Consider the following 26,027-nt stretch of genomic DNA (forward strand, 5'->3'; position numbering starts at 1 on the left):
GCGAGCACTTGCAGCATGTCTGGCAGGTGCTCATGGACTACATTTGAAACATTTCCTGTTAGACAGTTTTTTCGGCTGGCGCATTTAAGGTGCCCGCCGAGTGGAGACGTATTTTCATGGCAGTAGCGTCCACCTTTTACAAGAAGAAATTAAGCGCCCGGGAAAAAAAAGAGGTGCTGTTGCGCATCGACCGTGTCAGTAAGCACTTTGACGAGACGGTAGCCGTGGATGATGTCAGCCTGACAATCCACAAGGGTGAGATCTTTGGCCTGCTGGGTGGTTCCGGTTCTGGCAAGTCCACACTGTTGCGTATTCTGGCCGGTTTCGAGAAGCCTACCGATGGGCGTATTTTCCTGGATGGTCAGGATATTACCGACCTGCCGCCATATGAACGCCCTATCAATATGATGTTTCAGTCGTATGCATTGTTTCCCCATATGACAGTGGAACAGAACGTGGCGTTTGGTTTGAAGCAGGATCGTCTGCCCAAGGCGGAAATCGCTGACCGAGTGGCAGAACTGCTGAAAATGGTGCGGATGAGCAAGTATGCGCGGCGCAAGCCCCATCAGTTGTCCGGTGGACAGCGTCAGCGTGTGGCCATGGCCCGCAGCCTGGCCAAGCGTCCAAAACTGCTGCTTCTTGATGAGCCCATGGGAGCGCTCGATAAACAGCTGCGTACCCAGATGCAACTGGAAGTGGTAGAGATTCTGGAAACAGTAGGCGTCACCTGCCTGATGGTTACCCACGACCAGGAAGAAGCCATGACCATGGCCGACCGAATCGGCATCATGGACGCCGGCTGGATCGTTCAGACCGGTACACCGATGGATATCTATGAAACCCCGAACTGTCGTATGACGGCGGAGTTCATTGGTTCCATCAATATCTTCGCAGGTGAAATCGTTTCCGATGCAGCCGACCACGTCATTATCGACAGTAAGGATCTGCCGGTACCAGTGCGTATCGGTCACGGTATTACGACTGCACTCGAAGAGCGGAAGGTCTGGGTCGCTGTTCGTCCGGAAAAAATCTTCGTAGATGTGGATAAGCCTGAAGAAGAGCATAACTGGGCGAAAGGTATTGTGGTTGATATTGCTTATCTTGGCGCGCATTCCGTGTACTACGTAGAGCTGCCCTCTGGCAAGGTCATTCAGTGCAACATGGCCAACGTGGAGCGTACTGCGGATAACCCGACCTGGGATGATGAAGTATATGTCTTCTGGGATTCCACCAACTGCGTGGTGCTGAACTCATGAAGTGGTTAACTAACTGGCATGAAACCCGGAGCAGCTTCGGGCGGGGGCTGGTGATCGGCACACCGTACCTGTGGCTGGTGCTGTTTTTCCTGGTACCCTTCGCCATTGTCCTGAAAATCAGTTTTGCGTATTCCGAGATTGCCATCCCGCCTTATTCGGCGATTTTTGAGTATGCCGATGAAGCGCTGACCATCGTCCTCAACCTTGGAAACTACCTGTTCCTGGCGGATGATGAGCTGTACTTTGCCGCCTATCTGGGATCAGTGAAGATCGCCTTTATATCGGCATGCCTCTGTCTGTTGCTGGGTTATCCCATGGCTTATGCCATGTCCCGGGCCTCGAAGCGACGTCAGACACTGCTCGTTTTGCTGGTACTGCTGCCGTCGTGGACTTCGTTCCTGATCCGGATTTATGCCTGGATGGGGATTCTGAAAAACAACGGGTTACTAAATAACTTCCTGATGTGGCTGGGCGTGATTGATCATCCCATGATTATCATGAACACCAATCTGGCGGTCTATATTGGCATTGTGTACGCCTACTTGCCGTTCATGGTGTTGCCGCTGTATGCGAACTTGGTGAAGCTGGATAATTCGCTGCTGGAAGCGGCACAGGATCTCGGCGCGCGCCCCTGGGAATCATTCTTCAGGGTGACGCTGCCACTGTCCCGGAGCGGTATTATCGCGGGTTTCATGCTGGTGTTTATCCCGGCGGTCGGTGAAGTGGTCATCCCGCAGCTGTTGGGCGGACCAGAAACGTTGATGATTGGGAAAGTGCTCTGGCAGGAGTTCTTTAATAACCGTGACTGGCCGGTGGCATCGGCCCTGGCTATGGTGATGCTGCTGATTCTGTTGCTGCCCATCGCCCTGTTTAACCACTTTCAGGCCCGTGAGCTGGAGGGCGAACGATGAAACGGAGTTTGTCATTCACCAACCTGATGCTGGTGGCCGGGCTGGTTTTTCTCTACGTGCCGATGCTGATCCTGGTGATCTACTCGTTCAACGAGTCACGCTTGGTGACTGTATGGGCGGGTTTTTCCGGTAAGTGGTACCTGGAACTGTTCCGGGATGATCAGTTGATGGCTGCCGTCTGGACCAGCTTGCAGATCGCGTTCTGGACATCCTCGATGGCGGTGGTGCTGGGCACAATGTCGGCGTATATCATGACGCGTTTTTCCCGTTTCCGCGGGAAAACGCTGTTTAACAGCCTGATCACTGCACCGCTGGTGATGCCGGATGTCATCATTGGTCTGTCATTGCTGCTGCTATTTGTCTTTATGGCGCAAAGCATTGGTTGGCCGCAGGATCGTGGCATGTTGACCATCTGGATTGCCCATGTGACCTTCTGTACGGCTTATGTGACGGTCGTCGTTTCATCGCGGTTGCGGGAAGTCGATGTTTCTATTGAGGAAGCGGCCATGGATCTGGGCGCCACACCGCTGAAAACATTTTTCCTGATTACTATTCCAACCATTGCTCCGGCTTTGGCGGCGGGTTGGCTGTTGTCGTTTACGTTGTCACTGGATGACCTAGTTATTGCGAGTTTTGTGTCTGGTCCAGGGTCAACCACGCTGCCGATGGTGGTCTTTTCATCGGTACGACTGGGTGTGACACCGAAGATCAATGCGTTAGCGACACTGATTATTTTGGTGGTGTCGTTGGCGGCATTCATTGCCTGGTGGCTGGCGAGACGTGCGGATCTCCAGCAACGGGAGGCGGAAGCGCTTAAAGGCATGGATGAGCTATAAACGTTTATGGTGCTCTTTCGTCAGGCAGGTTCCCCCTGCCTGGCGTTATAAACAACATGGCCTTCATCCCTGAATTGCCGGAAAACGGCAATCGCCTCATTAGTGAGGATATTGTCGGTGACGTCTATGCCTCGTTTTTTGAACTCACCTTTCCAGTCCGGATGGATTGGCCCTTCATCAAACCCGGTGATCTGTTCCAGTTCCGGACCGCTGCCAGCAACAACCAGTGATCGTATGCCAGACCATAGGACCGCTCCATAACACATCACGCACGGGCGCCAATTGACGACCAGCTGGTAGGCTGGTAAGCCTGCGCTGCCAAGATCCCATTGCCCGAGCGCCTTTTGGGCCAGTGACAACGCCATCACTTCGGCATGGGCGGAGGAACAGTGACTGTCCATTACCCGGTTGACGCCGATAATCATCCGTCGTCCAGAGTTCCGTTCAAAGACACCGGCGGCAAATGGCCCGCCTGTATTATGTTCAATATTCAGTCGTGAGAAGCGGATAACCGCTGACATCCGTTCTTCCAGTGAAGGCAGGTACTCAGGCAGGAGGCTGTGTTCTCTTTCTGCCCATGCCGGTAATGCGAGTGAGAATGTCTGAGACGTCATGAATCGTATTCAGTTCACCTGATTAAGGTTGAACATTCGACTTAACAGGCGTTGCAGCAGCGGTTGCGGTAACCACCGTTTGATAAATGGCATAACGAAACTGCCACGACCGATTCTGATGATAGCTGGCTTTTTCTCCCGCAGCAGGATGGAGGCCAGCTTTTCAGAAAATGCTTCAGCCGTGGTTGGTCGCTCCTGCGAGGCACCTGCTCGCCGGCGAAGGGTTTCTTCAATCGGTTGATAGAGGGAGTGTTCTGGCAGGATCTTCTCCAGTACCCGTGTCGCCGTTTTGCCAAAACTGGATTGAATGGCGCCAGGTTGCACGGTAATGACATCGATCCCAAAGGGTTCCAGTTCGATTCGCAGTGCTTCTGACAGCGTATGCAGTGCAGCTTTCGAGGCGCAGTAAACACCGGAGAATGGTGAGGTGAGTATTCCGGATACACTGCCAATATTGATAAGCATACCGCTGCGTTGCTGTCGCATGGTGGGGATAACTTTCTGGATCAGATAGATGGGAGCGAAGGTGTTGGTTGTGAATTGTCGTTCGATTTCAGATGCCGGAGTCTCTGCAATCGCCCCTATGGCGCCATAACCGGCATTATTGATCAGCATATCGATCCTGCCATCAGTCGCCAGGATGTTGTCAATTAATGCATCAACCTGTTTTGAATCTGTGACATCCAGTGCGGCTGTTTTAATTCCTGATGGTTCAAGGTCTGCAATGGACTCCGGATTGCGTGCTGTCGCCCAGACGTTGAATCCATGACGATGCAGGCTGACTGACAGCGCACGACCAATACCTGTAGAGCAGCCGGTAATCAGTACGGTTTTCATTGTTGTTGTGTAACTGGCTTAGGGGGATGGGTATTTTATCCCCCAGGATGATCGGCGACCAGTTGCCTGACGGTGGTCAGTGGCTGATGGATTCTGCTGTGTCTGACTGTTTCGTGGTGACAGGAGCATCAATATACCGGATGTTCACCCGTTTCATATTACAGAACAATTCATAGGGTATGGTGCCAGCATGCTGGGCGACTTCGGCTGCAGGTAGTTCTGCTCCCCATAGTATGACTTTATCGCCTGTTTTGACATCTGGCAGATCGGTCAGATCAACCGTCATCATATCCATGGAAATCTTGCCCATGATACGGGCGCGTTTTCCGTTTATAACAACCGGGGCGCCGCTGGGGGTATGTCGAGGATAGCCATCTGCATAGCCAATGGCGACCACACCGGCACGCGTGGTCCGATTGGTGATAAATGTGCCGCTGTAACCAACGGGAACACCTGCGGGCAGATCACGAATGGCAATGATACTCGAGGAGAGCTCCATGACGGGTTTCAGCTGTCTGGCATGTGGGTGATTGACATCGAAGGGAGATGCACCGTAAAGCATCAGGCCTGGACGAACCCAGTTGCCATGCGCTTCTGGCCACCCGAGAACGCCGGGGGAGTTGCACAGACTGGTTTCACCCTCCAGCCCTGCCGTGATTCGCCGGAATGTAGACAGTTGTCGACGGGTATAGTCATTGTTCAGATCGTCGGCGCAGGAAAAATGGGTCATAAAGACCGTATCTTTAACCTTGCCGCTTTGGATTAGGGCTTGGTAGGCCTTGGGGTAATCCTTTGGCAGAAAACCAATGCGATGCATGCCGGAATCCAGTTTCAGCCAGATGCTCAGTGGTTCTTTGGTCGGGTAAGCCAGCAGCATGCCGATTTGATCCTGATGCTGGATAACCGTCGTCAGTTGGTATTGTTCGATCAGCGGTAACTCATCCGCCGAATAAAAACCTTCCAGTAGCAGGATAGGCGACTGTATTCCGTTATGTCGCAGTTCCAGGGCTTCCTCAATACAGGCAACGGCGAGACAGTCTATTCGTTCTGATTCCAGTACTCGGGCGATTGTCAGGGCGCCATGTCCGTATGCGTTGGCTTTGATAACACCAACCACTTTGCTGCTGCTGAGTTGGCGGACAAACGCAAGGTTATCTCTCAGTGCCTGGAGGTTGATAGTGGCCTGGGCTGGACGGCTCATCGAAAAGCAGGGCTCCGTTCCAAAGTGGCTGTGTACAGCATGAAATATGTCGGCGACAGCAGGGAATAACTGATCTATCGGGTGAACAGGGCATAAAATCATGGCCTGAGTCATTGTTTTACCATGATATTCACCGGAAATGGAATCACTTCTCTGCAGACGTGATAGTATTCACCCTATGATAGGCTCGCTGTTCCGACGGGCTTTGGGGAGCTGCGCAAGCTGGAATCCCTGTGCTGTGGACAGATTCGTACAGAGCCTAGTATCTCCTGCAGGTTCGGTGTCATTGTTCAGTTAACGTATTTACACGATGCCTTATTAACCAGGGCGACGTTTACTGTCGATGGCTTCTCAGTGCTCCAGAGTATCGATTCGTATCATGAGAAACAGGAAAGAAATTACACGACAGCTTGACAGAATTGACCGGAATATCTTGAGGGTTCTGCAAGAAAACGGCCGTATTTCCTATGTGGAACTGGCTGACAAGGTGGGGCTCAGTACGACGCCCTGCATGGAACGTGTGAAGCGATTGGAAAGGGAAAATGTTATTCAGGGGTACAGTGCACGTCTGAATCCGAACTTTCTGGAAGCAGGACTGCTGGTGTTTGTCGAGATCAGCCTGTATTCCAAATCCGCGGATATTTTCGATGAGTTTCGCCAGGCCGTGGGCAGCCTGCCGAATGTACTGGAATGCCATCTTGTGTCGGGTAACTTTGATTACCTGATCAAGGCCCGGATATCGGAGATGGCGTCATACCGCAAGCTGCTCGGTGACATCCTGCTGAAATTGCCGGGGGTCAGGGAATCCAAGAGCTATATCGTCATGGAAGAAGTGAAAGAGACTTTGAGCCTGCCGATCGAATGCTAATCCATTGAGCACAGTAAAGGAGCAACAGGCTGTTTGCAGGTTTGTTGCTCCCATCTGCATTCAAGATACCGCTGACAGTACCGGGGCCAGCTGGCTTTTCAGTGTGGTGAGTCCGGTCTGTTCCAGTAATTCTTCCATGTTAAACAGTGTCGTCAGACTGCGTATTCTGCCTGACTGCATGTACCACACCGATATCGCAGAGAGTGTAATCACCCGGTCTGAAGGTTCGACGCCGGGCAACGGTTTTTTTAGGGTGCCGTAAAAGGTGGATGTTGTCGCCAGTTTGTTGTGGTCAACGATGATGTCGTCGGTGAGGACTTCCAGATCTGGCATGTAGTGCCTTACCAGTTGAATGGTTTGACTGAATCCCTGGAAATCGGTTTTCCGTCCTATCAGTGAGTTGAAGTAAAAAAAATCCCTGGTATGGCAATGGGTAAGAAGCCTCTCTTTACCCCGGTTCCATGACCACTCAATGTGACGGCGAACCAGCTGCTCGCCGGCTAAACGCTCCTGTTCCACTGACACAAATAGTTTTGAATTCATGCGGCCATCCCTGGTGCGTGAAAGTATTACCCAGTTTGGGGTACTGGTCGTAGAGTGCTCGAACGACCAATTACTGGCTTAGAAGTCGCGTATAAAATACTGCAACGCAACGTTATCCTGTTCTGAAATGTCCTTGACCCGGAAGCCTGCGCCAAAATCCTCACTGAAACTGGATGGCTGACACCAGACGCATTCTGCTGACAACTCAATGTTGTGCTGGCCAGAGATCGTGTTGGGGAGTTCCATGGTGAGATTCAGTTGTTGTTGTGCGGACAGTTCCCGGGTCGTGAGCAACATGAACCCTTCTTTTGAAATGTCAAACATACGGCCCAGCTTCTCACCCGTGATGGTGTCGAAGACAAACGCTGTACAATCAAGCCGCTTGCGAACATGTCTGCGTTGTTCAGTAAATGTTTCGTTCATGCAGTGACAAAAATTTTTCTATTTATTCGGCCGTCCAGAATACCTGTTCTGTGATATGAGCACAAAATTTCCGTAACAAATATAACGGGACGAAGGCTGTCAGGTGTTGGCTGAAGTTATTGTAGGAAAATGATCACACACCATGGGCGCTAATCACTATTTAAAAGACATTGGTCTTACATTTTTGTCATGGCTCTGAAATCCTGTACTAAGCTGAATGCAATATCATCTAACTAACAGCCACAAGCCGGATCAATACGATTATCGTCCTCTTTGAAAGTGACGAAACGTAGAGTCGGTGCAAGTGAATGCACTGGTCTTGTGGCACGAAGGGAGGGATTCCTCTGTGTTCAGGACGATCACTGATACCAGACTCAATGATCTTCATTTCAAGCATGATGAATCATCTGGCCTGAAGGCCATTATCGCGATACACGATACCTCACGGGGACCTGCACTGGGTGGGTGCCGTTTTATCTCTTACCAAACGACTGATGAAGCGATTCAGGATGCGGTGCGCCTGGCGAAAGCCATGAGCTATAAAGCGGCACTTGCAGGACTGGATCAAGGTGGCGGGAAATCCGTTGTGATGGCACCGGATGGCGACTTTGACCGTGAAGCACTGTTTAGGGCTTTCGGACGCTTCGTTAATGAGTTGGGAGGACGCTATATCACCGCAATGGATTGCGGCACTTTCACGGACGATATGGATACTATTGCAACAGAAACCGCGCATGTGACCTGTACGACCGCAATGGGGGATCCGGCGCCTTACACCGCACAGGGGGTGTTTGGCAGTATCAAGGCCTGCGTTGCGGCCTGCAAGGATCTGCCGGACTCTTTGGAGGGGGTGACCGTTGCTGTCCAGGGGCTTGGACATGTGGGGTACGCATTATGTCAGTTGCTGCACCAGGCCAAGGCTCGCCTGATTGTTGCTGACATTGCGCAGGATAAGGTCGACCAATGCTGTAAAGCCTTCAATGCCGAAGCGGTTTCACCCGAAGATATCCACAAAGTGAACTGTGATGTGTTCAGTCCCTGCGGACTGGGCGGCATTCTGAACAATAAAACGATTCAGACGTTGAAATGCCGTGTTGTGGCCGGTTCGGCAAATAACCAATTCGCAGATCCGGACTCCGGTCTATCTTTACACCGTCAGGCAATCCTTTATGCACCGGATTACCTGGTCAATGCAGGTGGGCTGATCTTTGCGTCGCTGCGCCATGTTGGCGAGTCAGACAAGGTGATCAGGAAACGGATTGACGGCATCGGTGAGACGCTGACACGACTGTTCAAGCGACAGGCTCAAAGCGGTGAGCCGATCTCGCTGATTGCAGACCGAATGGCCGAAACAATTCTTTACGGAAATGATCAGGGACGTATGACAGCCTGAAACAGTAACCGGAAAAGACTGGGGGGTATATGACGAAAGCTCATGAAACCATTCCCTGGGTTCAGTACCTGGATGAAAACGCCGAACTGACGCAGCCATTGCCGGGCTGGGCAGAACAGCCTGAAATATTGGTCGATTATTACGAAGCCATGGTGTTTGCCCGGCAGGCAGACCAGAAAGCGGTTGCTCTACAACGGACCGGCAAGATGGGAACCTATCCCTCCTGCCTGGGGCAGGAAGCCCAGGGAGTTGTTTATGGGAAACTGCTTGAAAGCAGTGATGTTTTTGTTCCCTACTACCGCGACCATCCGGCGATGGTGGCCCGCGGTGTCCGTTATGCTGATATTTATCGTTACTGGGGTGGCGACGAAATCGGCAGTGCATCTGAAGGGTATGGTCAGGATTTTCCCAACTGCGTACCTATTGCAACCCAGGCACCCCATGCTGCGGGGATTGCCAGTGCCTTCAAACTGCGGGGGGAGGATCGGGTGGTCCTGACGACCTGTGGAGACGGTGCGACGTCCAAGGGGGATTTCCTCGAATCCTTGAATCTTGCCGGCGCCTGGCAGTTGCCGGTGGTTTATTTTATCAACAATAACCAGTGGGCGATTTCCGTACCACGTTCCATCCAGTGTGGTGCGCCGACATTGGCCCAGAAAGGGGTTGGTGCCGGTTTACATTGTGTGCAGGTTGACGGCAATGATGTCATTGCTTTGCATGAAGTCGTCAGTGCCGCGCTGGATCGCGCCCGTCACAAACGGGGTGCCACCGTCATTGAAGCCATCAGCTACCGGCTGTCCGATCACACCACGGCCGATGATGCAGGCCGCTACCGTCCTTCTGAAGAACTCCGTGAGGCCTGGGAAAAAGAGCCGATCAAACGTCTTCGGGACTATCTGCACGGCAGAGGGCACTGGGGACCTGAGAAAGAAACGGCATTACAAGAACGTGTGGCTAAGCAGGTGCAGGAAGAAGTCGATGCGTATCAGTCCACCCCCTTGCCAACTATCGATGACCTCTTCGATTACCACTACGCAAATACACCCAAGGGATTGGCCGAGCAGAAAGAGGAAATGAAGCTGGGAGGTCTCGGCCATGACTAAGATCACGATGGTAGAAGCGGTCAACAAGGCGTTGGATGACGCGATGGCTGCGGATGAAGACGTCGTGGTACTGGGCGAGGATGTTGGTACCAATGGTGGGGTGTTCAGGGCAACGATCGGCCTGAAGGAAAAATATGGCTTCAAGCGGGTTATGGATACTCCGCTGGCAGAGGCGCTCATTGCCGGCGTTTCCATCGGGATGGCCTCTCAGGGGTTAAAGCCCGTCGCGGAAATCCAGTTCATGGGGTTTATTTTTCCCAGTATGGAGCAGTTATGCTGCCATGCAGCGCGCATGCGTAACCGGACTCGCGGGCGGTTGACCTGCCCGATGGTGTTAAGGGCGCCTTATGGTGGCGGCATCCATGCACCCGAACACCATTCAGAAAGTACCGAAGCCCTGTTTGCCCACATTCCAGGGTTGCGTGTGGTGATTCCCTCATCTCCAGTCCGGGCTTATAGCCTGTTGTTGGCCGCTATTGCGGATCCTGATCCGGTCATCTTCCTGGAGCCCAAGCGCATTTATCGTTTGCAAAAACAGGAAATGCCGGCAGCAGGCACTACCTTGCCACTGGATACCTGTTTTACCTTGCGGGAAGGGCAGGATGTCACCCTGGTCAGCTGGGGCGCCTCCATCAAGGAAAGTCTGGAAGCAGCCAAAGCGTTGGGTGAAGACGGCATCAGCGTGGAAGTCATTGATGTGGCGACCATCAAGCCGCTGGATATGGATACGATTATGGCGTCTGTGCGTAAGACGGGTCGTTGCGTGATCGTCCATGAGGCAGCCAGGAGTTTCGGTGTCGGTGCTGAAATCGCCGCTCAGGTATCCGCCGAGGCCATCTTTGAGCTTCAGGCGCCGGTTAAGCGTGTCGCCGGGTACGACATCACCATGCCTTATTACCGCATGGAAGATCACTATCTGCCGGATACGGAACGTATCGTTCGGGCAATCAAGGAAACCGTGATGTTTCAATAGCCTACGGCGACAGAGAGACCTGTGATCGTAGCGGAATAGTCTGATTTTGCTGTCACCTTTCAAAGGGGGTGTGCAATGCGTTTTTTCAAGTTACCTGATCTGGGAGAGGGGATTCCCGAAGCAGATATCGTCAAGTGGCATGTCAAACCCGGTGATCAGGTTGAGGAAGATCAGCTTCTGGTGTCTGTAGAGACTGCCAAGGCTGTGGTGGATGTGCCTTCGCCCCAAAGCGGCGTGATAGGCAAACTGTTTGGTGAGCCGGGTGATACCCTCCATACCGGTGAACCGCTGGTGGAGTTTGCCGGCGTTGAAGAGGAAGATACCGGCACCGTTGTTGGCAAGTTGGAAGAAGCGCCGGAATCTGAGGACGATGATCAATTTTTTGTGGGTGTTTCGCCATCAACGGCAGAAAGCCAGCGAGTACGGGCGACGCCGGCGGTAAGAGCCTTGGCGCAAAGGTTGGGTGTAGATATCAATACGGTGGAGCCATCGTCACCGGCCGGTAACATCACCGCAGAAGATGTTGAAAAGGCAGCCTATACCAGTCCGTTAGGCGAAGAAGCGGAAACCCTGCGCGGTGTTCGCAAACATATGGCCAGAAATATGGCGGCGTCAGGAGAGTCCGTCGTACCGGTCACACTGTTTGATGATGCGGATATTGGGCATTGGGAAAAAGGCACGGATATCACGGTCCGCGTCATGCTGGCTATTGCCGAGGCCTGCAGGGCAGAGCCGTCATTGAATGCCTGGTTTGATGGCCGAACCTTCAGTCGTCGTCTGTTTGATCAGGTACACCTCGGTGTGGCCGTTGATTCTGACCAGGGACTGTTTGTACCGGTGATGCAGGATATCGGTAACCGGTCAGCACAACATCTTCGGAAAGGATTGGATGCAATGTGCCGGGATGTGGAGAACCGTTCCGTTCCGCAGGATGAACTGAAAGGAGCTACTATCACGCTAAGCAATTTTGGCACGATGGCTGGCCGTTATGCGACGCCAATTGTTGTGCCACCCATGGTTTGCATCTTGGGAACCGGTGTGATCAGAGAAGAAGCGGTTGTTGTGGATGGCAAAGTGGAAGTGCACCGGATCATGCCGCTTTCGCTCAGCTTTGATCACCGTGCCGTCACCGGTGGAGAAGCGGCACGATTCCTCGCAACAGTGATCAAGCAGTTGCAGAGTGCATAAATTCGTTTTAAAACCTAAAGAAGGCTAGATTAAAAGAGAGAGACATAAAATCAAGCTGGCAAGGCAGTAACTGACAGATACCGGGAACAGCAATAACGTTCCCGGACATAACAAAGGTTCAGCTTGGATAAGGAACCGGATCGACCGGGCAAATCGCAGGGCATTGATGCCTGTTGTTGCATCAGCAGTGGTACTGGCGGTTGCAATATTCTTCAGACAGGGCAGGTGATCGAGAAATGGAAATTTTCAATAAGTACCAGGAGCGCTATCAGTCAACCAAGCAGGAAGAGATGTCCCTTCAGGAATACCTGGAGCGCTGTAAGGACGACCCTACAACGTATGCCAATGCTTCAGAGCGGATGCTGATGGCCATTGGTGAACCGGAAGTGGTGGATACATCCCGCGACCCAGTTCTCAGCCGCATATTCTCCAACAAACTGATCAAGCGCTATAAGGCATTTGAGGAATTCTATGGCATGGAAGATGCCATTCAGCAGATTGTGTCCTATTTCCGGCATGCGGCGCAGGGACTGGAAGAGAAGAAACAGATCATTTATCTCCTGGGGCCCGTCGGTGGCGGTAAGTCATCGCTGGCTGAGCGGCTGAAGGCGCTGATTCAGGATATACCCTTTTATGCCATCAAAGGCTCACCTGTCTTTGAATCCCCATTAGGACTCTTCAATCCCCAGGAAGATGGCCGGATTCTGGAGGAAGAGTACGGTATTCCTCAGCGCTATCTGCGGGGCATTATTTCTCCCTGGGCGGTAAAACGCCTTCACGAATACGGCGGTGACATCACCAGGTTCAAGGTGGTCAAGCTGTATCCCAGCATTCTTGACCAGATAGCGGTCGCCAAGACTGAGCCCGGTGATGAGAATAACCAGGATATTTCCAGCCTTGTCGGTAAAGTGGATATTCGTCAGCTGGAAGAATACTCACAGAATGACCCCGATGCTTACAGTTTCTCTGGTGCCCTGTGTCGCGCCAACCAGGGGATCATGGAATTCGTGGAAATGTTCAAGGCGCCTATCAAGGTGCTGCATCCACTGCTGACCGCAACCCAGGAAGGGAACTACAACAGTACCGAAGGTATGAGTGCGATTCCTTATGACGGCATCATCCTGGCGCACTCGAACGAATCCGAGTGGCAGAGCTTCAGAAACAACAAAACCAATGAAGCGTTCATTGACCGGGTCAATATCGTCAAGGTGCCTTACTGCACCCGGGTTTCTGAAGAGATCAAGATTTACGAAAAACTATTGCTGAACAGCTCGTTGCGTGAAGCGCCTTGTGCACCGGATACGCTGCGGATGCTGGCTCAGTTCACGACGCTTTCCCGCATCAAGGAACCCGAGAACTCCAACGTATTCTCAAAGATGCGGGTGTACGATGGTGAAAACCTGAAGGATACTGACCCGCAGGCGAAACCGCTGCAGGAATATAAGGATGCAGCGGGTGTTGATGAAGGCATGGATGGTCTTTCCACCCGTTTTGCCTTCAAGATCCTGTCCAAGGTTTTCAATTTCGATCCGTCGGAAGTGGCGGCTAACCCGGTGCATCTGCTCTATGTGCTGGAGCGTGAAATTGAGCAGCAACAGTTTCCCCAGGAAATTCAGGAACGTTACCTGCGTTTCCTGAAAGAGTTCCTGGCACCGAAATACATTGAGTTTCTGGGTAAAGAAATTCAGACCGCTTACCTGGAATCTTACTCAGAATATGGCCAGAACATATTTGACCGTTACATCACTTATGCGGATTTCTGGATTCAGGATCAGGAATACCGTGATCCGGAAACCGGCGATATCCTCGACCGCTCTGCCATTAACGATGAACTGGAGAAGATCGAGAAAGCCGCCAGCATTGCCAATCCGAAGGATTTCCGGAACGAAGTGGTGAACTTCGTGCTGCGAGCCCGGGCTGGTAATAACGGCAAGAATCCCAGTTGGCTCAGCTACGAGAAGATGCGTTCGGTCATAGAGAAGAAGATGTTCTCCAATACCGAAGACCTGTTGCCGGTGATCTCATTCAATGCGAAGGGCAGCAATGATGAGCAGCGTAAGCACAACGAGTTTGTGAAGCGCATGGTTGAGCGGGGTTATACCGAGAAGCAGGTCAGGTTGCTGGCCGAATGGTATATCCGCGTCCGGAAATCACAGTAGTGTAGTCACCGCCATGCCAATACCGGCGCTTAATGGAAACCGCAGGGACTGCGGTTTCGGTGTCGGAGCATGGCAGACAGGACTGCGCTGTTTTCTCGTATCAACGAGTCTCTGCTTGCCACACGGAGTGTGTAATGAGCATCATTATTGACCGCCGCCTCAACGGCAAGAACAAGAGCACGGTAAACCGTCAGCGGTTTATGCGGCGGTATAAAAAACATATCAAGAAAGCGGTGTCGGATGCGGTGAACAAGCGCAGCATTACCGATGTCGAAAGTGGCAGCGACATCTCCATTTCCCAGAAGGACCTGTCGGAACCCATCTTTCATCATGGTCAGGGCGGCATGCACCGCAGTATTCACCCTGGCAACAAGGATTTCATCAAGGGCGACCGAATCAAGCGCCCGAATGGTGGCAGTGGCCGCGGCGGTGGTGCGGGTCAGGCCAGCAACCAGGGTGACGGTATGGATGAGTTCACCTTCCATATCAACCATGATGAATTCCTGGAATTCATGTTCGATGACCTGGAACTGCCCAACCTGTCTGAAAAACAGCTCCATGATATGGTGGAATTCAAAACCCGCCAGGCAGGTTTTGTAACCGCAGGGCCGCCGGATCGACTCAACATCGTCCGGTCACTGCGCAGCGCCCATGCGCGTAGGATTGCACTGTCCGGCGGTACGCGTCGGGATATCCGTCAGATGAAACGTGAATTGCGGGAAATGGAAGTCCAGCCTGACGGTTACGATGAAGAACGGGCCAACTTTCTCCGTGAAGAGATCAAGCGGCTGAACGGCAAGCTCAAGCGACTGCCGTTCATTGATGACATTGACCTTCGGTACAACAATTTCGTCAAGGTGCCCCAGCCTTCCAGCAAGGCGGTGATGTTTTGTGTCATGGATGTTTCCGGTTCCATGACGCAGGAAATCAAGGATATGGCGAAACGCTTCTTTATCCTGCTCTATCTGTTCCTGCAGAGAAACTACAAGCGGATTGAAGTGGTCTTTATTCGACATCACACCGCCGCCAAGGAAGTGGATGAAGAGGATTTCTTCTATTCCCGTGAAACCGGTGGAACCATTGTTTCCAGTGCTCTGGAACTGACCCGGGACACAATCCGCAAGCGCTATTCGCCGACAGATTGGAATATCTACGTTGCCCAGGCGTCTGATGGGGATAACTGGGAAGGCGATTCCTCAGTCTGTACCAAAATCCTGGCCAATGAGCTAATGCCTCTGGTTCAGTATTTCTCCTATGTGGAGATCACTGACCGTCAGCATCAGAATTTATGGCGTGAATACGAAACCATCCAGGACCAGTTCCAGGATTCCTTTGCCATGCAGCAGATCAAATCCGCCAGTGATATCTATCCGGTATTCCGGCGCCTGTTTGAGAAGAAGGAAGCGTAATGGGTAAGAAAAAAAAACCGCTGTCCACGGAATCGGAATGGACGTTTGAGCTGATCGAGCTGTATGACCGCGAGATTGCCCGGATCGCGGAGAAATTTCGACTGGATACCTATCCCAACCAGGTGGAAATTATCAGCTCGGAACAGATGCTGGACGCTTATGCTTCTGTGGGTATGCCGTTGATGTATAACCACTGGTCATTTGGTAAACATTTCCTTAGTAACCAGCAGGGGTATGAACGTGGCCGGATGGGACTGGCCTATGAGATCGTCATTAACTCCAATCCCTGTATTGCCTACCTGATGGAAGAAAATACCATCACCATGCAGGCGCTGGTCATTGCCCATGCCTGCTATGGCCACAATTCTTTCTTCAAGGGGAACTACCTGTTCCAGACCTGGACGGATGCTGAATCGATCATTGATTACCTTTTGTTTGCCAAGAACTACGTTAACCAGTGTGAAGAAAAATACGGAATTGATGCGGTTGAAGATGTACTGGATGCCTGCCATGCCCTGATGAACCAGGGGGTTAACCGGTACAAGCGCCCACGGCCGATTTCGGCGGAAGAGGAAAAGTCCCGTCAGGAAGAGCGGGCAGAATACATCCAGCGTACCCTGAACGATATCTGGTCCACGATTCCACAACAGGAAACGGAAGTGGAAGAGAAAGAGAAACGTTTTCCTGAAGATCCTGAAGAAAACATTCTCTACTTCCTGGAAAAGAACGCGCCATTACTGGAAACCTGGCAGCGCGAACTCCTGCGTATCGTTCGCAAGATGGCGCAATATTATTATCCACAGCGCCAGACTCAGGTGATGAATGAAGGCTGGGCGACCTTCTGGCACTACACCATCATGCATGAACTGTATAACGAAGGCCTGGTAACGGAAGGCTTTATCATGGAGTTCCTGCATTCCCACTCCAACGTTATCTTCCAGCCTGATTTTGATGACCCGCGCTACTCCGGCATCAACCCGTATACATTGGGCTTCAAGATGTTCGTGGATATTCGTCGCATCTGTGAAGAGCCTACCGATGAAGACCGTGAATGGTTCCCTGATATTGCCGGTTCCGACTGGCTGGACACCTTGCATTTCGCCATGCGTAACTTCAAGGATGAAAGTTTCATCCAGCAGTATCTCTCACCGAAGGTGATCCGGGAATTACGGCTGTTCTCCATTATGGATAATGAGAAAAAGGCCTATATGGAAGTGGATGCCATCCATGATGAGCCCGGCTATCGCGAAATCAGGGAGGCGTTGGCGGCCCAGTACAACCTGGGGAACCGAGAGCCCAACATTCAGGTCTATAACGTCAATGTAAAAGGTGACCGTGCGCTGACGATACGCCACTACATGCATCAGGGGCGACCCCTGGGGGAAACCACGGAAGAAATACTGCGTCATGTGCATAAGTTGTGGGGGTTTGATGTCCGGCTAGAATCGGTGGATGAAGACGATCAGATCAAGCGGACCGTCAGTTGTCCCCGGAAGTCGAGCAAGGACAGCTCGAATGCGATGATAGAGCTTGCCTGACATCCATACTGTCCATGTTATACAGCAATAAACACCGCCTTATTCAACTGGGCGGTGTTTTTTTATGTGAGATGTACTATGGTTTGGTAATTTTCACGGGTGATGGGGTGGCGACGTTGATTTTTTAACTCCGGTCCAACAATTGCCTGAAAACTGATCACATCACGATAAAAACAGATCGGGAGAGCACACGACTATGGGTATCGATCCCTCTTGGTATAAAGGTCTTTTACAGCTGTCAGCCTGGGAAGTGGTGGGCGCCACGTTGGTTCTCACGCATATTACGATCCTCAGCGTAACACTCTATCTGCATCGATTCAGTGCACATAACGCGATTGATCTTCATCCGGTTATTCAGCATTTTTTCCGTTTCTGGTTGTGGTTAACCACTGGCATGAATACCAAGGAATGGACGGCTATACACCGTAAGCATCATGCGGTTTGTGAAACGGCGGATGATCCACACAGCCCGGTTGTCAGAGGCTTGAATGAAGTGCTGTGGCGTGGCTCAGAACTGTATCGTGCCGAGGCCAAGAATGAAGAAACCCTGCGCCGTTTTGGGCAGCGTTGCCCGGAAGACTGGGTTGAGCGAAATGTTTACAGCCGGTTCTCAGGCCTTGGCATTACCCTGATGTTTCTCGCAGACGTGACCCTGTTTGGTGTGATAGGCATTACGGTCTGGGCTGTTCAGATGATCTGGAGTCCGGTCTTTGCCGCAGGTGTTATCAACGGTATTGGCCATTATTTTGGTTATCGTAACTTTGAGTGTAAGGACAATGCCCGCAATCTTGTCCCCTGGGGCATTCTCATAGGGGGCGAGGAACTGCATAACAACCATCATACCTACCCTAACTCAGCCAAGTTTTCGGTACGGTTCTGGGAGTTTGATATCGGTTGGGTATGGATTCGTGCCTTTAAGTCGCTCGGTTTGGCCAAGGTGAAATTTACCCGTCCGCTGGTTTACCGGGATATCACCAAAAAGGATATTGACCACGATACGATTCTTGCGGTGATTAATAACCGGTTCCAGATTATGGATAACTACCGTCGTACGGTCATCGGTCCTCTGGTCAAAAATGAACTGGCCAAGGCAGAAGGCAAGAAAAGGCAAATCCTGCGTCGGGCGAAAAAGCTGTTGTCCCGGGAAGATGCCTTACTCAAGCCTGATCATGTCGAGCGCCTCAATACTATTGTTGAATCCAGCCATGCGTTGAAAGTCATTTATGAGAAACGTCTGGCGTTGCAGGCTATCTGGCAGACATTTAAAGATAAGAATGATCGTATTGAAGCACTCCGTGAGTGGTGCCGTCAGGCGGAAGCCAGTGGAATTCGCGCATTGCAGGATTTTGCGATGCAGTTGCGTACTTATACCTTGCCCCAGATGGCTTAATCCTGCGACAGTCTCTGCGTTCTTCGCAGAGACTGTCTCCCTTTTCAGTCTGTATTGATCCATCATCGAAAACGATGATCTGTTGATATCCATCAAATCCTCATCAAAGTCGACAATTTACTCTGCCAGCGATAATTGACAGTGGTAGTTGTGGGGACGTAGGTGTGGATTGTCTGATGAAAGCCTGGCACGAGAATGAAAAGGATTTACACGGCTGGCTGCTGAAACAGACGGGTGACAGTGAGCAATCCCAGGATTTGCTTCAGGATGTCTTTTTGAAATCGCTCAGAAATAAAGAGCGCTTTTGCTCACTGGCGTATGCCAGAAGCTGGTTCTTTACCATTACACGCAATACTTTGATTGATGCTGTCAGGAAGCCGCATCCTGAAACCATGCCATTTATTGATCAGGTTCAGCAGGCACCCGATACGCCGCTGCTGCTTGAACTGCAATCCTGCATGATGCGTGTGTTGAGTGAACTGGACGACAAAGACCGGGATGCAATTGAACGGTGCGATATGCAGAAAATGTCACAGGAGGCATATGCCTGCTCCGTTGGCTTATCACTCCCCGCTGCGAAATCGCGATTACAGCGTGCGCGACAAAAATTACGGACTCAGATGATTCAAAAATGTCAGATCCAGTTTGATGAAACGGGTGTCTGTGATTTCACGCCCCGACACCGCATCTGACAGTTCAAAAAAATCGTAAAAAAAGATGCATCTTTTTGCCGCTGGCTTCGTGTTTAGAGAAGACAAGACTCTAGCGGAGACCTTCCATGTTGCATTGGTTTACCCAGTTGGCGGACTGGGTGACATATTCGTTGCTTCAGCTAACCCCTGATACACCGCTGGCTAATGGGGTTCATTTCTTTATCGAAGATACCGCCAAGATACTGGTTCTGTTGACGGTGCTGATCTATGCCATCGCGATTGTCCGCGCGGGACTGAATCCGGAGCGGGTTCGTTATTATCTTCAGGGGCGGAGACGTTTTCCCGGCTATCTGATGGGTTCGGTTTTTGGTGCCGTGACGCCATTCTGTTCGTGCAGCTCCATTCCCCTGTTCATGGGGTTTGTCTCGGCGCGTATCCCGCTGGGCGTGACGATGGCGTTTCTGTTGACCTCGCCAATGATCAATGAAATTGCCATTGTCTTGCTGACATCGTTACTTGGTATTCGTTTTACTGTTATCTACGTCGCGATCGGTATGACGCTGGGCATTGTGGGCGGTTTCCTGATGGATCGCATCAAGGCTGAGCGTTGGTTAGTCCCCTTTCTGGCAAAGCAATATCAAAACCAGTGCAGCTCAGTGGCCATTGATTATCAGATCCAGGTGATGACCCTGAAAGACCGTCATGAATTTGCTGTGCAGGAAACGCGTACCGTGGTAGGCAGAATCTGGAAATGGGTGTTTATCGGGGTCGGGATAGGCGCTTTCATTCATGGATTTATTCCGGAAACCTGGTTCCAGACCTATCTCGGTGCTGGGCAGTGGTGGACCGTTCCCCTGGCGTCCCTTGCTGGCATACCACTGTATGTCAATGCGACGTCGGTGATTCCTGTCATGGGCAGCTTGCTGGCGAAAAGTGTGCCGCTGGGAACCACGCTGGCGTTCTGCATGAGTGCGGTTGCCGTCAGCCTGCCGGAATTCATGATGTTGAAACAAGTGATGCAGTACCGGTTGCTGCTGATGATTGCGGTGTATCTGCTGGTGGCTTTCTGTCTGGTGGGCTGGTTGTTTAACGCCGTGAATTTTTTGTAGTCAATGCGATTTAAATCAACACACAAAGAGGTAATGTGATGAAGGATATAAACGTCTATGGCTCCGGTTGCCGGAATTGTGTGATTACGGCTGAACGGGTTGAACAGGTAGCTCAACAGCTGGATATGACCATTCGATTAAATAAGGTCACTGATCTGGAGGCCATTATGAGCGCTGGCGTGGTCAGTACGCCTGCGGTGTCCATTGATGGTCGGCTGGTGCACTCCGGTTCTGTGCCGACACCGGAAAAACTCACAGAGCTTCTGTGCCAATGACAGTATTCTGACCCAAAATACGATCAAGACGACTGCTGCCTGACAGGGGCGTATTTCCTGCGAAAACCTTCAGGTAGTATGTCCGTCTATTTACTCTGGAAGATGCCTGATATGGAACAACTGCGCGACTTGTCACCTAACAGTCTGTGGCAATGGTTTGAAACGATCTGCTCGATTCCCCATCCTTCCGGACACGAAATTGCCCTGCGCGACCACATTCAACAGTGGGCGCAGGCTGAGGGTTTGGAAACCCAGGTGGATACCGTCGGTAACCTGATCATTCGCAAACCGGCGACAGTGGGTATGGAAGATCGCAAAGGCGTGATCCTGCAGGCACATCTGGATATGGTGCCGCAGTGTAATGCGGACAAACAGCATGTGTTTGAGCAGGACCCGATCACTACGATCATTGATGGCGAATGGGTTCGCGCCGATGGCACTACTCTGGGTGCCGATAACGGCATTGGCATGGCGTCTGCCCTGGCGGTGATGGCTGCCCAGGATATTCCTCACGGCCCCCTGGAAGTACTGCTGACTATCAACGAAGAAGCCGGCATGACGGGCGCTTTCGGTTTACAGGCAGGACTGTTGAAAGGTGACATCCTCATCAATACCGACTCGGAAGAGGAAGGCGACGTCTATATGGGATGCGCCGGCGGTGTGGATGTTCAGGTGAACCGCACGATTGGACGTCAGGCGTTGCCTGCCGGTTATCAGTCCTTTGAGCTGACGCTGTCAGGATTAAAAGGTGGTCACTCCGGCTGCGATATCCACCTGGGACGCGGTAATGCAAACAAACTGCTGGCCCGTTTCCTATTTGGTCATGCAGAAGAACTGGAGCTGTGTGTCGCAGATATTCGTGGCGGCAGTCTGCGCAACGCAATTCCCCGTGAAGCGGGTGCAACCATTGCTGTGTCTGCAGCGAATGCCGATGCGCTGAAAGCCATGGTGGATCGCTATCGTGGAATTCTGTCGTCTGAATTGGCGGCTACAGAACCGACGCTTAAGCTTGAGCTGTCACCGGCAGATGCTCCGGCTCAGGTCTTCACTACAGCAGATCAACGAACACTGTTGGCGATGATGCATGCCACCCCTAATGGCGTGATCCGGATGAGTGATGTCTTCCCCGGTGTCGTGGAAACCTCGACTAATATGGGCGTGGTGAAAACGACAGGCGAGCAGGTGGAAATCCTGTTCCTGGTACGCTCCACTATCGATTCCGGCCGTAACATGGTGGAGAACATGCTGCGGGCGCTGGCATTCACCGCCGGTGCGGACATGGAAGCTTCCGGCGCTTATCCCGGCTGGAAACCTGACGCGACCTCTCCGGTCATGCAGATAGTGCGAGATGTTTACCAGGAAAAATTCGGCAAGCTGCCGTCTATCCAGGTCATTCACGCAGGGTTGGAGTGTGGCTTGTTCAAGGAACCTTATCCGTCACTGGATATGGTCTCGATAGGCCCAACCATCCGCTTCCCGCATTCTCCGGATGAGAAAGTGGACATCGCTTCTGTTGGTCGCTACTGGGAATTGCTGGTGGCAGTGCTGGGTGCGATACCTGACAGAAACGCCTGAAACTGATACCCATTTCTACACAGCGGCAGAGATTCCTCTGCCGTACTCACATCAAGAAATTACCTTTTTATTGATCATTATCGGGGTTTGTTGAAACAATTCTGTCACACAATAGAAAAATAATGTTCGAACCAGAACGAATGTAAACATGATCCCGGGGGATTCAATGCGTAAACCAGCCCGTAAGTTTCTGGCCGCAGCCGGCGCCGGTCTGCTTGCCTGCAGTATGACGATTGTTGTACAGGCAGAGGAGTTACGACTCCTGACGTGGGGTGGTTATGCGCCTCAAGAAGTGATTGACCTGTTTGAGAAAGAAACCGGTATTGACGTCAAAGTCACAGTATCAAACAACGAGGACATGATCTCCAAGTTGCGTGCGACTCGGGGGGCGGGTTTTGACCTGGCTCAGCCGAGTCAGGACCGCATTCTCGGTGCCCAGAAGAATTATCGTATCTACAAGCCGATAGATATGAGCCAGATTGATGCGAGCCGATTTATCCCTTCCATGCTGAAAGCTTCTGAAGCCAGCTCAAAGATTGGTGATGATGTTTATGCTGTGCCGCATATCTGGGGCACCAGTGGTCTGATTGTGAATCAAAGCACCGGTCAACAGGAGTACAGTTTCAATGACCTGTGCTCTGATGACTATGCAGGCAAAGTCTCTTACCGCCTGAAGCGTCCGACCCTGATCGGTTTTGCCTTCGCCATGGGAGAAGACCCCTTTGCGGCGTATGACGACCAGAAAAAATACGAAGCCATTCTTGGCAAAGTGCAGGACAAGCTGATCGCGTGTAAAGGCAATGTTAAAGCTTACTGGTCTGGTGGTGATGCCCTGATCAACCTGCTGCGCAGTGGCGAAGTTACCATGGCGATGGGCTGGGATGCCGGTGGCTGGAAGCTTAACCAGGAAAACGACAAGATTAACTTTGTCGCGCCGACGTCCGGTGCGCTGGGTTGGATCGATACGTTTGTATTGCCGGCGAAGGGGCGTAATGATGAAGCCGCCTATAAATGGATTAACTTCGTAATGCGTCCGGATATTGCAGCGAAAATTACTACATCTGCGGGCAACTTCACTGCTGCTGTAGGTGCTGAAGAATATGTGGATGCCGGCTTACGTCGCAGCTACCAGCAGAGTTTCGACCAGGCTGCGCTGGATAATATCAAGTGGTATCCGCCGGTACCGGCCGGTCTTGAAACCATCGAAGGGAAAGTGCTGGATCGCGTAAAAGCGGCGCAGTAGCCCTGATCGGGAGGCGGGCATTCCTGCCTGCTTCCTCTATGCATCTGGTTCTATCTCATCAGTAATAGCAGGATCTACCCATGCCCCCAGAGTTTGATCTCGAATGTCGGGATGTCTGTAAGTCATTCGGTGATTTTCAGGCTGTCAGGGACGTGTCGTTTGCGATTCCCCGTGGTTCTTTCTTTTCCATTCTTGGTCCTTCCGGTTGCGGTAAAACAACATTATTGAGAATGCTGGCGGGTTTTCTGGAACCCAGCGCCGGGGCCATTGATATCAAGGGGCGCTCCATGCTGGGGGTTCCTCCTAATAAACGACCGGTCAACATGGTGTTCCAGCATCTGGCGCTGTTCCCGATGATGAATGTTTACGAGAACATTGCTTACGGCCTCAGGCGTCGTAAAACCCCAAACGATGAGATTCAGCGACGGGTCGAAGATGCGTTGGAGCGTATTGGATTACCCGGTATTGGTAGTAAGGCCATCAGTCAGTTGTCGGGTGGTCAGAAACAGCGTATTGCCATTGCCCGCTGTCTGGTGCTGGAACCCGATGTATTGTTGCTGGATGAGCCGCTGGGCGCGCTGGACCTGAAGCTGCGGGAGCATATGAAGGTTGAGCTCAAGAAACTGCAGCAGGCGTTTGGCACGACCTTCGTTTACATCACTCATGACCAGTCGGAAGCCATGGTGATGTCAGATCAGGTGGCGGTGATGAACCAGGGACGTTTTGAACAGATCGGTACGCCACAGGAACTTTATTACCATCCCAAAACGGCGTTCGTCGCTGGATTTGTCGGTGAAAGTAATCGCTTCCAGGGCGTGGTTGAAGCCGTTACCGGTAATACTATCAAGGTTAAAACGGAATGTGGTCAGATGTTTCAGGCACAGGCCGCCAACGGCATGCCGATGGATGTCGGTAGTTCAGTATCTGTCTTTGTACGACCTGAGATCATTCATCTGGGCAAAACCCCTGAACATTCAGCGGATAATCAGGTGTCTGGTGTCGTAGAAAATATTCTGTTTGATGGTGGTAACAGTCGGCTGCTGGTGCGTGATACGGACACCGGTTCAGAGTTGCAGGTTGTGTTACCCCAGACGCACGAATTCACGGGTGTTCAGCGAGGTGACACGTTGTACCTAAGCTGGAATGCCGGGCAGTGTCACTGTTTTTCCGATATCAGGGATAAGGCGGCTTTAGTACCGGAGCCTGCTCAGACTCAAGTGGCTGAGGCGGCAGTATGATGAAAATGACAGGAAGCCGGCTGACCCTTTATCTGCTAATGACGCCGTTGTTGCTAACACTTGGGTTACTGATTCTTTTTCCCCACCTGGACATGATCGGCATCTCTCTGCGGGAACAGATCAGCTACGGTGAATACCGTTTTACCACAGATCATTATATGGAGTTCTTCACGGAACCCCTGTATTGGCGCACATTCCTTCGTACTGCAGTCATGTCGATCATGGCAACGGCGATCACACTGGTGATTGCCTTCCCTATTGCCTGGTATATTGCCAAGTTGGCCCGTGGGCGCTCCAGAAGCCTGATGTTTCTGGCTTGTCTGATTCCCTTCTGGGTCAGTGAGCTGGTGCGTACCTATGGCTGGATGATCCTGTTACGGGAAACCGGTGTCGTCAGTAATGTGCTGCAGTGGATGGGGTTGGTCGACGGCCCTGTTGAACTGTTGTACAACGATGTGACGGTGATGATGGGACTGGTTTACAGCTCCATGCTGTTCATGGTCGTTCCGCTGATCACCACACTGGATGGTCTGGATGACAGCCTGGTTGAAGCAGCCTATGACCTGGGCGGCAACGGTTTTCACGCGTTGAAAGAAGTGATTATCCCTTACGCCATGCCGGGTATCGTCTCGGGCTGTATCGTGGTGTTCATGCTGACGTTGGGTAACTATCTGACACCAACACTGCTGGGCGGTAAGGATAGCCTGTGGTTTACCGATCAGATCTTCACACAGTTTATTACCCGTTTTAACTGGGAACAGGGCTCGGCCTTTGGTGTCCTGCTGCTGGTGCTTTCCTCGCTGATTGTCTGGCTCGGCCTGAAACTTAGCGGACAGTCATTCCGGGATACCATGGGTAAGTGAGGAGCCGACCATGATTGCATCCATTCCCCAGAGCCTGGCATTTCGCAAAACCTATGCGGCCTATGTCAGCCTGTTCTTTTTGTTTCTGATCGCACCGTTGGTCGTTGTGGCGGTCTTTTCATTTAATGACAGCCTGTTTCCTTCACTGCCCTGGCAGGGGTTTACGCTGGACTGGTTTCTGTCAGACGGTGGTGGACGTACAGGCCTTTTCCAGGATGACAAGCTGCTGGGCAGTATCGGCATCAGTATGGTCGTTGCGGTTTTTGTGGCGCTGTTATCCGTGCTGGTGGCATTGTCCAATGCCTTTCTGTTTGAACGGAATGAATTTCCGGGTAAGCAGTTTCTCTATACCTTAACTCCCGCTTAACGATCTGAAGAAGTAAGGCTAAATTGAATGAAGAGAGCGTCCCCTGTGCTCTTCAGGCAAAA

At 51.8% G+C, this 26,027-nt stretch carries 25 protein-coding genes; 20 read left to right on the forward strand and 5 right to left on the reverse strand.

The window, feature by feature from the left end; all coding sequences use genetic code 11:
- Positions 1-116: 116 nt before the first annotated feature.
- The 3 genes from potA to ABD892_RS20595 are packed head-to-tail and all read left to right on the forward strand — an operon-like array spanning position 117 to position 3,003.
- A complete protein-coding gene (gene potA, locus ABD892_RS20585; RefSeq protein WP_345197990.1) occupies positions 117-1,256 on the forward strand; it encodes a polyamine ABC transporter ATP-binding protein in 1,140 nt (379 codons plus the stop codon).
- Positions 1,253-2,167, forward strand: a complete 915-nt coding sequence (locus tag ABD892_RS20590; protein ID WP_345197993.1) for an ABC transporter permease subunit — start codon at positions 1,253-1,255, stop codon at positions 2,165-2,167. The genes potA and ABD892_RS20590 overlap by 4 nt, the downstream gene beginning before the upstream one ends.
- Positions 2,164-3,003 carry an ABC transporter permease subunit gene (locus tag ABD892_RS20595; protein ID WP_345197994.1) on the forward strand — a complete coding sequence of 280 codons (840 nt, stop codon included), beginning with the start codon at positions 2,164-2,166 and terminating at the stop codon, positions 3,001-3,003. Before ABD892_RS20590 ends, ABD892_RS20595 begins: the two co-directional genes overlap by 4 nt.
- A gap of 20 nt (positions 3,004-3,023) precedes the next feature.
- On the opposite strand, the gene ABD892_RS20600 is transcribed toward ABD892_RS20595, so the two are convergent.
- The 3 genes from ABD892_RS20600 to alr all read right to left on the reverse strand — a co-directional run bounded on the left by ABD892_RS20600 (position 3,024) and on the right by alr (position 5,655).
- On the reverse strand, positions 3,024-3,617 hold the full coding sequence (locus tag ABD892_RS20600) for a nucleoside deaminase (protein ID WP_345197996.1): 594 nt from the start codon (positions 3,615-3,617) through the stop codon (positions 3,024-3,026).
- Between the two features lie 9 nt (positions 3,618-3,626).
- Positions 3,627-4,454 carry an SDR family oxidoreductase gene (locus tag ABD892_RS20605; protein WP_345197997.1) on the reverse strand — a complete coding sequence of 276 codons (828 nt, stop codon included), beginning with the start codon at positions 4,452-4,454 and terminating at the stop codon, positions 3,627-3,629.
- Between the two features lie 76 nt (positions 4,455-4,530).
- Complete coding sequence (gene alr / locus ABD892_RS20610; RefSeq protein WP_345197998.1) at positions 4,531-5,655, reverse strand: alanine racemase; 1,125 nt, start codon at positions 5,653-5,655, stop codon at positions 4,531-4,533.
- A gap of 379 nt (positions 5,656-6,034) precedes the next feature.
- On the opposite strand from alr, the gene lrp reads away from it, so the two are divergent.
- Positions 6,035-6,523 (forward strand): leucine-responsive transcriptional regulator Lrp, encoded by a 489-nt coding sequence (lrp, locus tag ABD892_RS20615; protein ID WP_345197999.1) that lies wholly within the window; start codon positions 6,035-6,037, stop codon positions 6,521-6,523.
- A 60-nt stretch (positions 6,524-6,583) separates the two neighbouring features.
- Here lrp and ABD892_RS20620 read toward each other — a convergent pair whose 3' ends face one another.
- Together ABD892_RS20620 and ABD892_RS20625 are read right to left on the reverse strand one after the other, a co-directional pair.
- The gene (locus tag ABD892_RS20620; RefSeq protein WP_345198000.1) at positions 6,584-7,066 is read right to left on the reverse strand and encodes an ester cyclase; all 483 of its coding nucleotides are present in this window, start codon (positions 7,064-7,066) and stop codon (positions 6,584-6,586) included.
- 78 nt (positions 7,067-7,144) lie between these two features.
- A complete protein-coding gene (locus ABD892_RS20625; RefSeq protein ID WP_345198002.1) occupies positions 7,145-7,489 on the reverse strand; it encodes a PilZ domain-containing protein in 345 nt (114 codons plus the stop codon).
- Between the two features lie 346 nt (positions 7,490-7,835).
- On the opposite strand from ABD892_RS20625, the gene ABD892_RS20630 reads away from it, so the two are divergent.
- The 16 genes from ABD892_RS20630 (at position 7,836) to ABD892_RS20705 (ending at position 25,965) form a co-directional block, all read left to right on the forward strand.
- Entirely contained in the window at positions 7,836-8,882 is a 1,047-nt protein-coding gene (locus ABD892_RS20630) for a Leu/Phe/Val dehydrogenase (protein WP_345198003.1), read from the forward strand.
- Between the two features lie 29 nt (positions 8,883-8,911).
- Complete coding sequence (pdhA, locus tag ABD892_RS20635) at positions 8,912-9,985, forward strand: pyruvate dehydrogenase (acetyl-transferring) E1 component subunit alpha (protein WP_345198005.1); 1,074 nt, start codon at positions 8,912-8,914, stop codon at positions 9,983-9,985.
- On the forward strand, positions 9,978-10,958 hold the full coding sequence (locus tag ABD892_RS20640) for an alpha-ketoacid dehydrogenase subunit beta (protein WP_345198006.1): 981 nt from the start codon (positions 9,978-9,980) through the stop codon (positions 10,956-10,958). The genes pdhA and ABD892_RS20640 overlap by 8 nt, the downstream gene beginning before the upstream one ends.
- Positions 10,959-11,033: 75 nt before the next feature.
- Positions 11,034-12,146, forward strand: a complete 1,113-nt coding sequence (locus ABD892_RS20645; RefSeq protein WP_345198008.1) for a dihydrolipoamide acetyltransferase family protein — start codon at positions 11,034-11,036, stop codon at positions 12,144-12,146.
- Between the two features lie 236 nt (positions 12,147-12,382).
- Positions 12,383-14,305, forward strand: a complete 1,923-nt coding sequence (locus ABD892_RS20650) for a PrkA family serine protein kinase (protein ID WP_345198010.1) — start codon at positions 12,383-12,385, stop codon at positions 14,303-14,305.
- A gap of 134 nt (positions 14,306-14,439) precedes the next feature.
- Positions 14,440-15,714 carry a YeaH/YhbH family protein gene (locus tag ABD892_RS20655; RefSeq protein ID WP_345198011.1) on the forward strand — a complete coding sequence of 425 codons (1,275 nt, stop codon included), beginning with the start codon at positions 14,440-14,442 and terminating at the stop codon, positions 15,712-15,714.
- A complete protein-coding gene (locus tag ABD892_RS20660; protein ID WP_345198012.1) occupies positions 15,714-17,252 on the forward strand; it encodes a SpoVR family protein in 1,539 nt (512 codons plus the stop codon). The genes ABD892_RS20655 and ABD892_RS20660 overlap by 1 nt, the downstream gene beginning before the upstream one ends.
- A 196-nt stretch (positions 17,253-17,448) precedes the next feature.
- The gene (locus ABD892_RS20665) at positions 17,449-18,642 is read left to right on the forward strand and encodes a DesA family fatty acid desaturase (RefSeq protein ID WP_345198013.1); all 1,194 of its coding nucleotides are present in this window, start codon (positions 17,449-17,451) and stop codon (positions 18,640-18,642) included.
- Positions 18,643-18,818: 176 nt separating this feature from the next.
- A complete protein-coding gene (locus tag ABD892_RS20670) occupies positions 18,819-19,334 on the forward strand; it encodes a sigma-70 family RNA polymerase sigma factor (protein ID WP_345198015.1) in 516 nt (171 codons plus the stop codon).
- Between the two features lie 86 nt (positions 19,335-19,420).
- Positions 19,421-20,404, forward strand: coding sequence for a permease (locus ABD892_RS20675; RefSeq protein WP_345198017.1), 984 nt, complete (start codon positions 19,421-19,423; stop codon positions 20,402-20,404).
- 38 nt (positions 20,405-20,442) lie between these two features.
- Complete coding sequence (locus ABD892_RS20680; protein WP_345198018.1) at positions 20,443-20,679, forward strand: thioredoxin family protein; 237 nt, start codon at positions 20,443-20,445, stop codon at positions 20,677-20,679.
- Between the two features lie 111 nt (positions 20,680-20,790).
- The gene (locus ABD892_RS20685) at positions 20,791-22,254 is read left to right on the forward strand and encodes an aminoacyl-histidine dipeptidase (RefSeq protein ID WP_345198019.1); all 1,464 of its coding nucleotides are present in this window, start codon (positions 20,791-20,793) and stop codon (positions 22,252-22,254) included.
- Between the two features lie 166 nt (positions 22,255-22,420).
- A complete protein-coding gene (locus ABD892_RS20690) occupies positions 22,421-23,497 on the forward strand; it encodes an extracellular solute-binding protein (RefSeq protein WP_345198021.1) in 1,077 nt (358 codons plus the stop codon).
- An 80-nt stretch (positions 23,498-23,577) separates the two neighbouring features.
- Positions 23,578-24,735: an ABC transporter ATP-binding protein gene (locus ABD892_RS20695; protein WP_345198022.1), complete on the forward strand. Its 1,158-nt coding sequence runs from the start codon at positions 23,578-23,580 to the stop codon at positions 24,733-24,735.
- Positions 24,732-25,598 carry an ABC transporter permease gene (locus ABD892_RS20700; RefSeq protein ID WP_345198023.1) on the forward strand — a complete coding sequence of 289 codons (867 nt, stop codon included), beginning with the start codon at positions 24,732-24,734 and terminating at the stop codon, positions 25,596-25,598. Before ABD892_RS20695 ends, ABD892_RS20700 begins: the two co-directional genes overlap by 4 nt.
- Before the next feature lie 10 nt (positions 25,599-25,608).
- Positions 25,609-25,965 (forward strand): ABC transporter permease, encoded by a 357-nt coding sequence (locus ABD892_RS20705; RefSeq protein ID WP_345198025.1) that lies wholly within the window; start codon positions 25,609-25,611, stop codon positions 25,963-25,965.
- The last annotated feature ends 62 nt before the right edge of the window (positions 25,966-26,027 follow it).

The sequence above is a fragment of the Kistimonas scapharcae genome (assembly GCF_039540975.1).
GTDB classification, from domain to species: Bacteria; Pseudomonadota; Gammaproteobacteria; order Pseudomonadales; family Endozoicomonadaceae; genus Kistimonas; species Kistimonas scapharcae.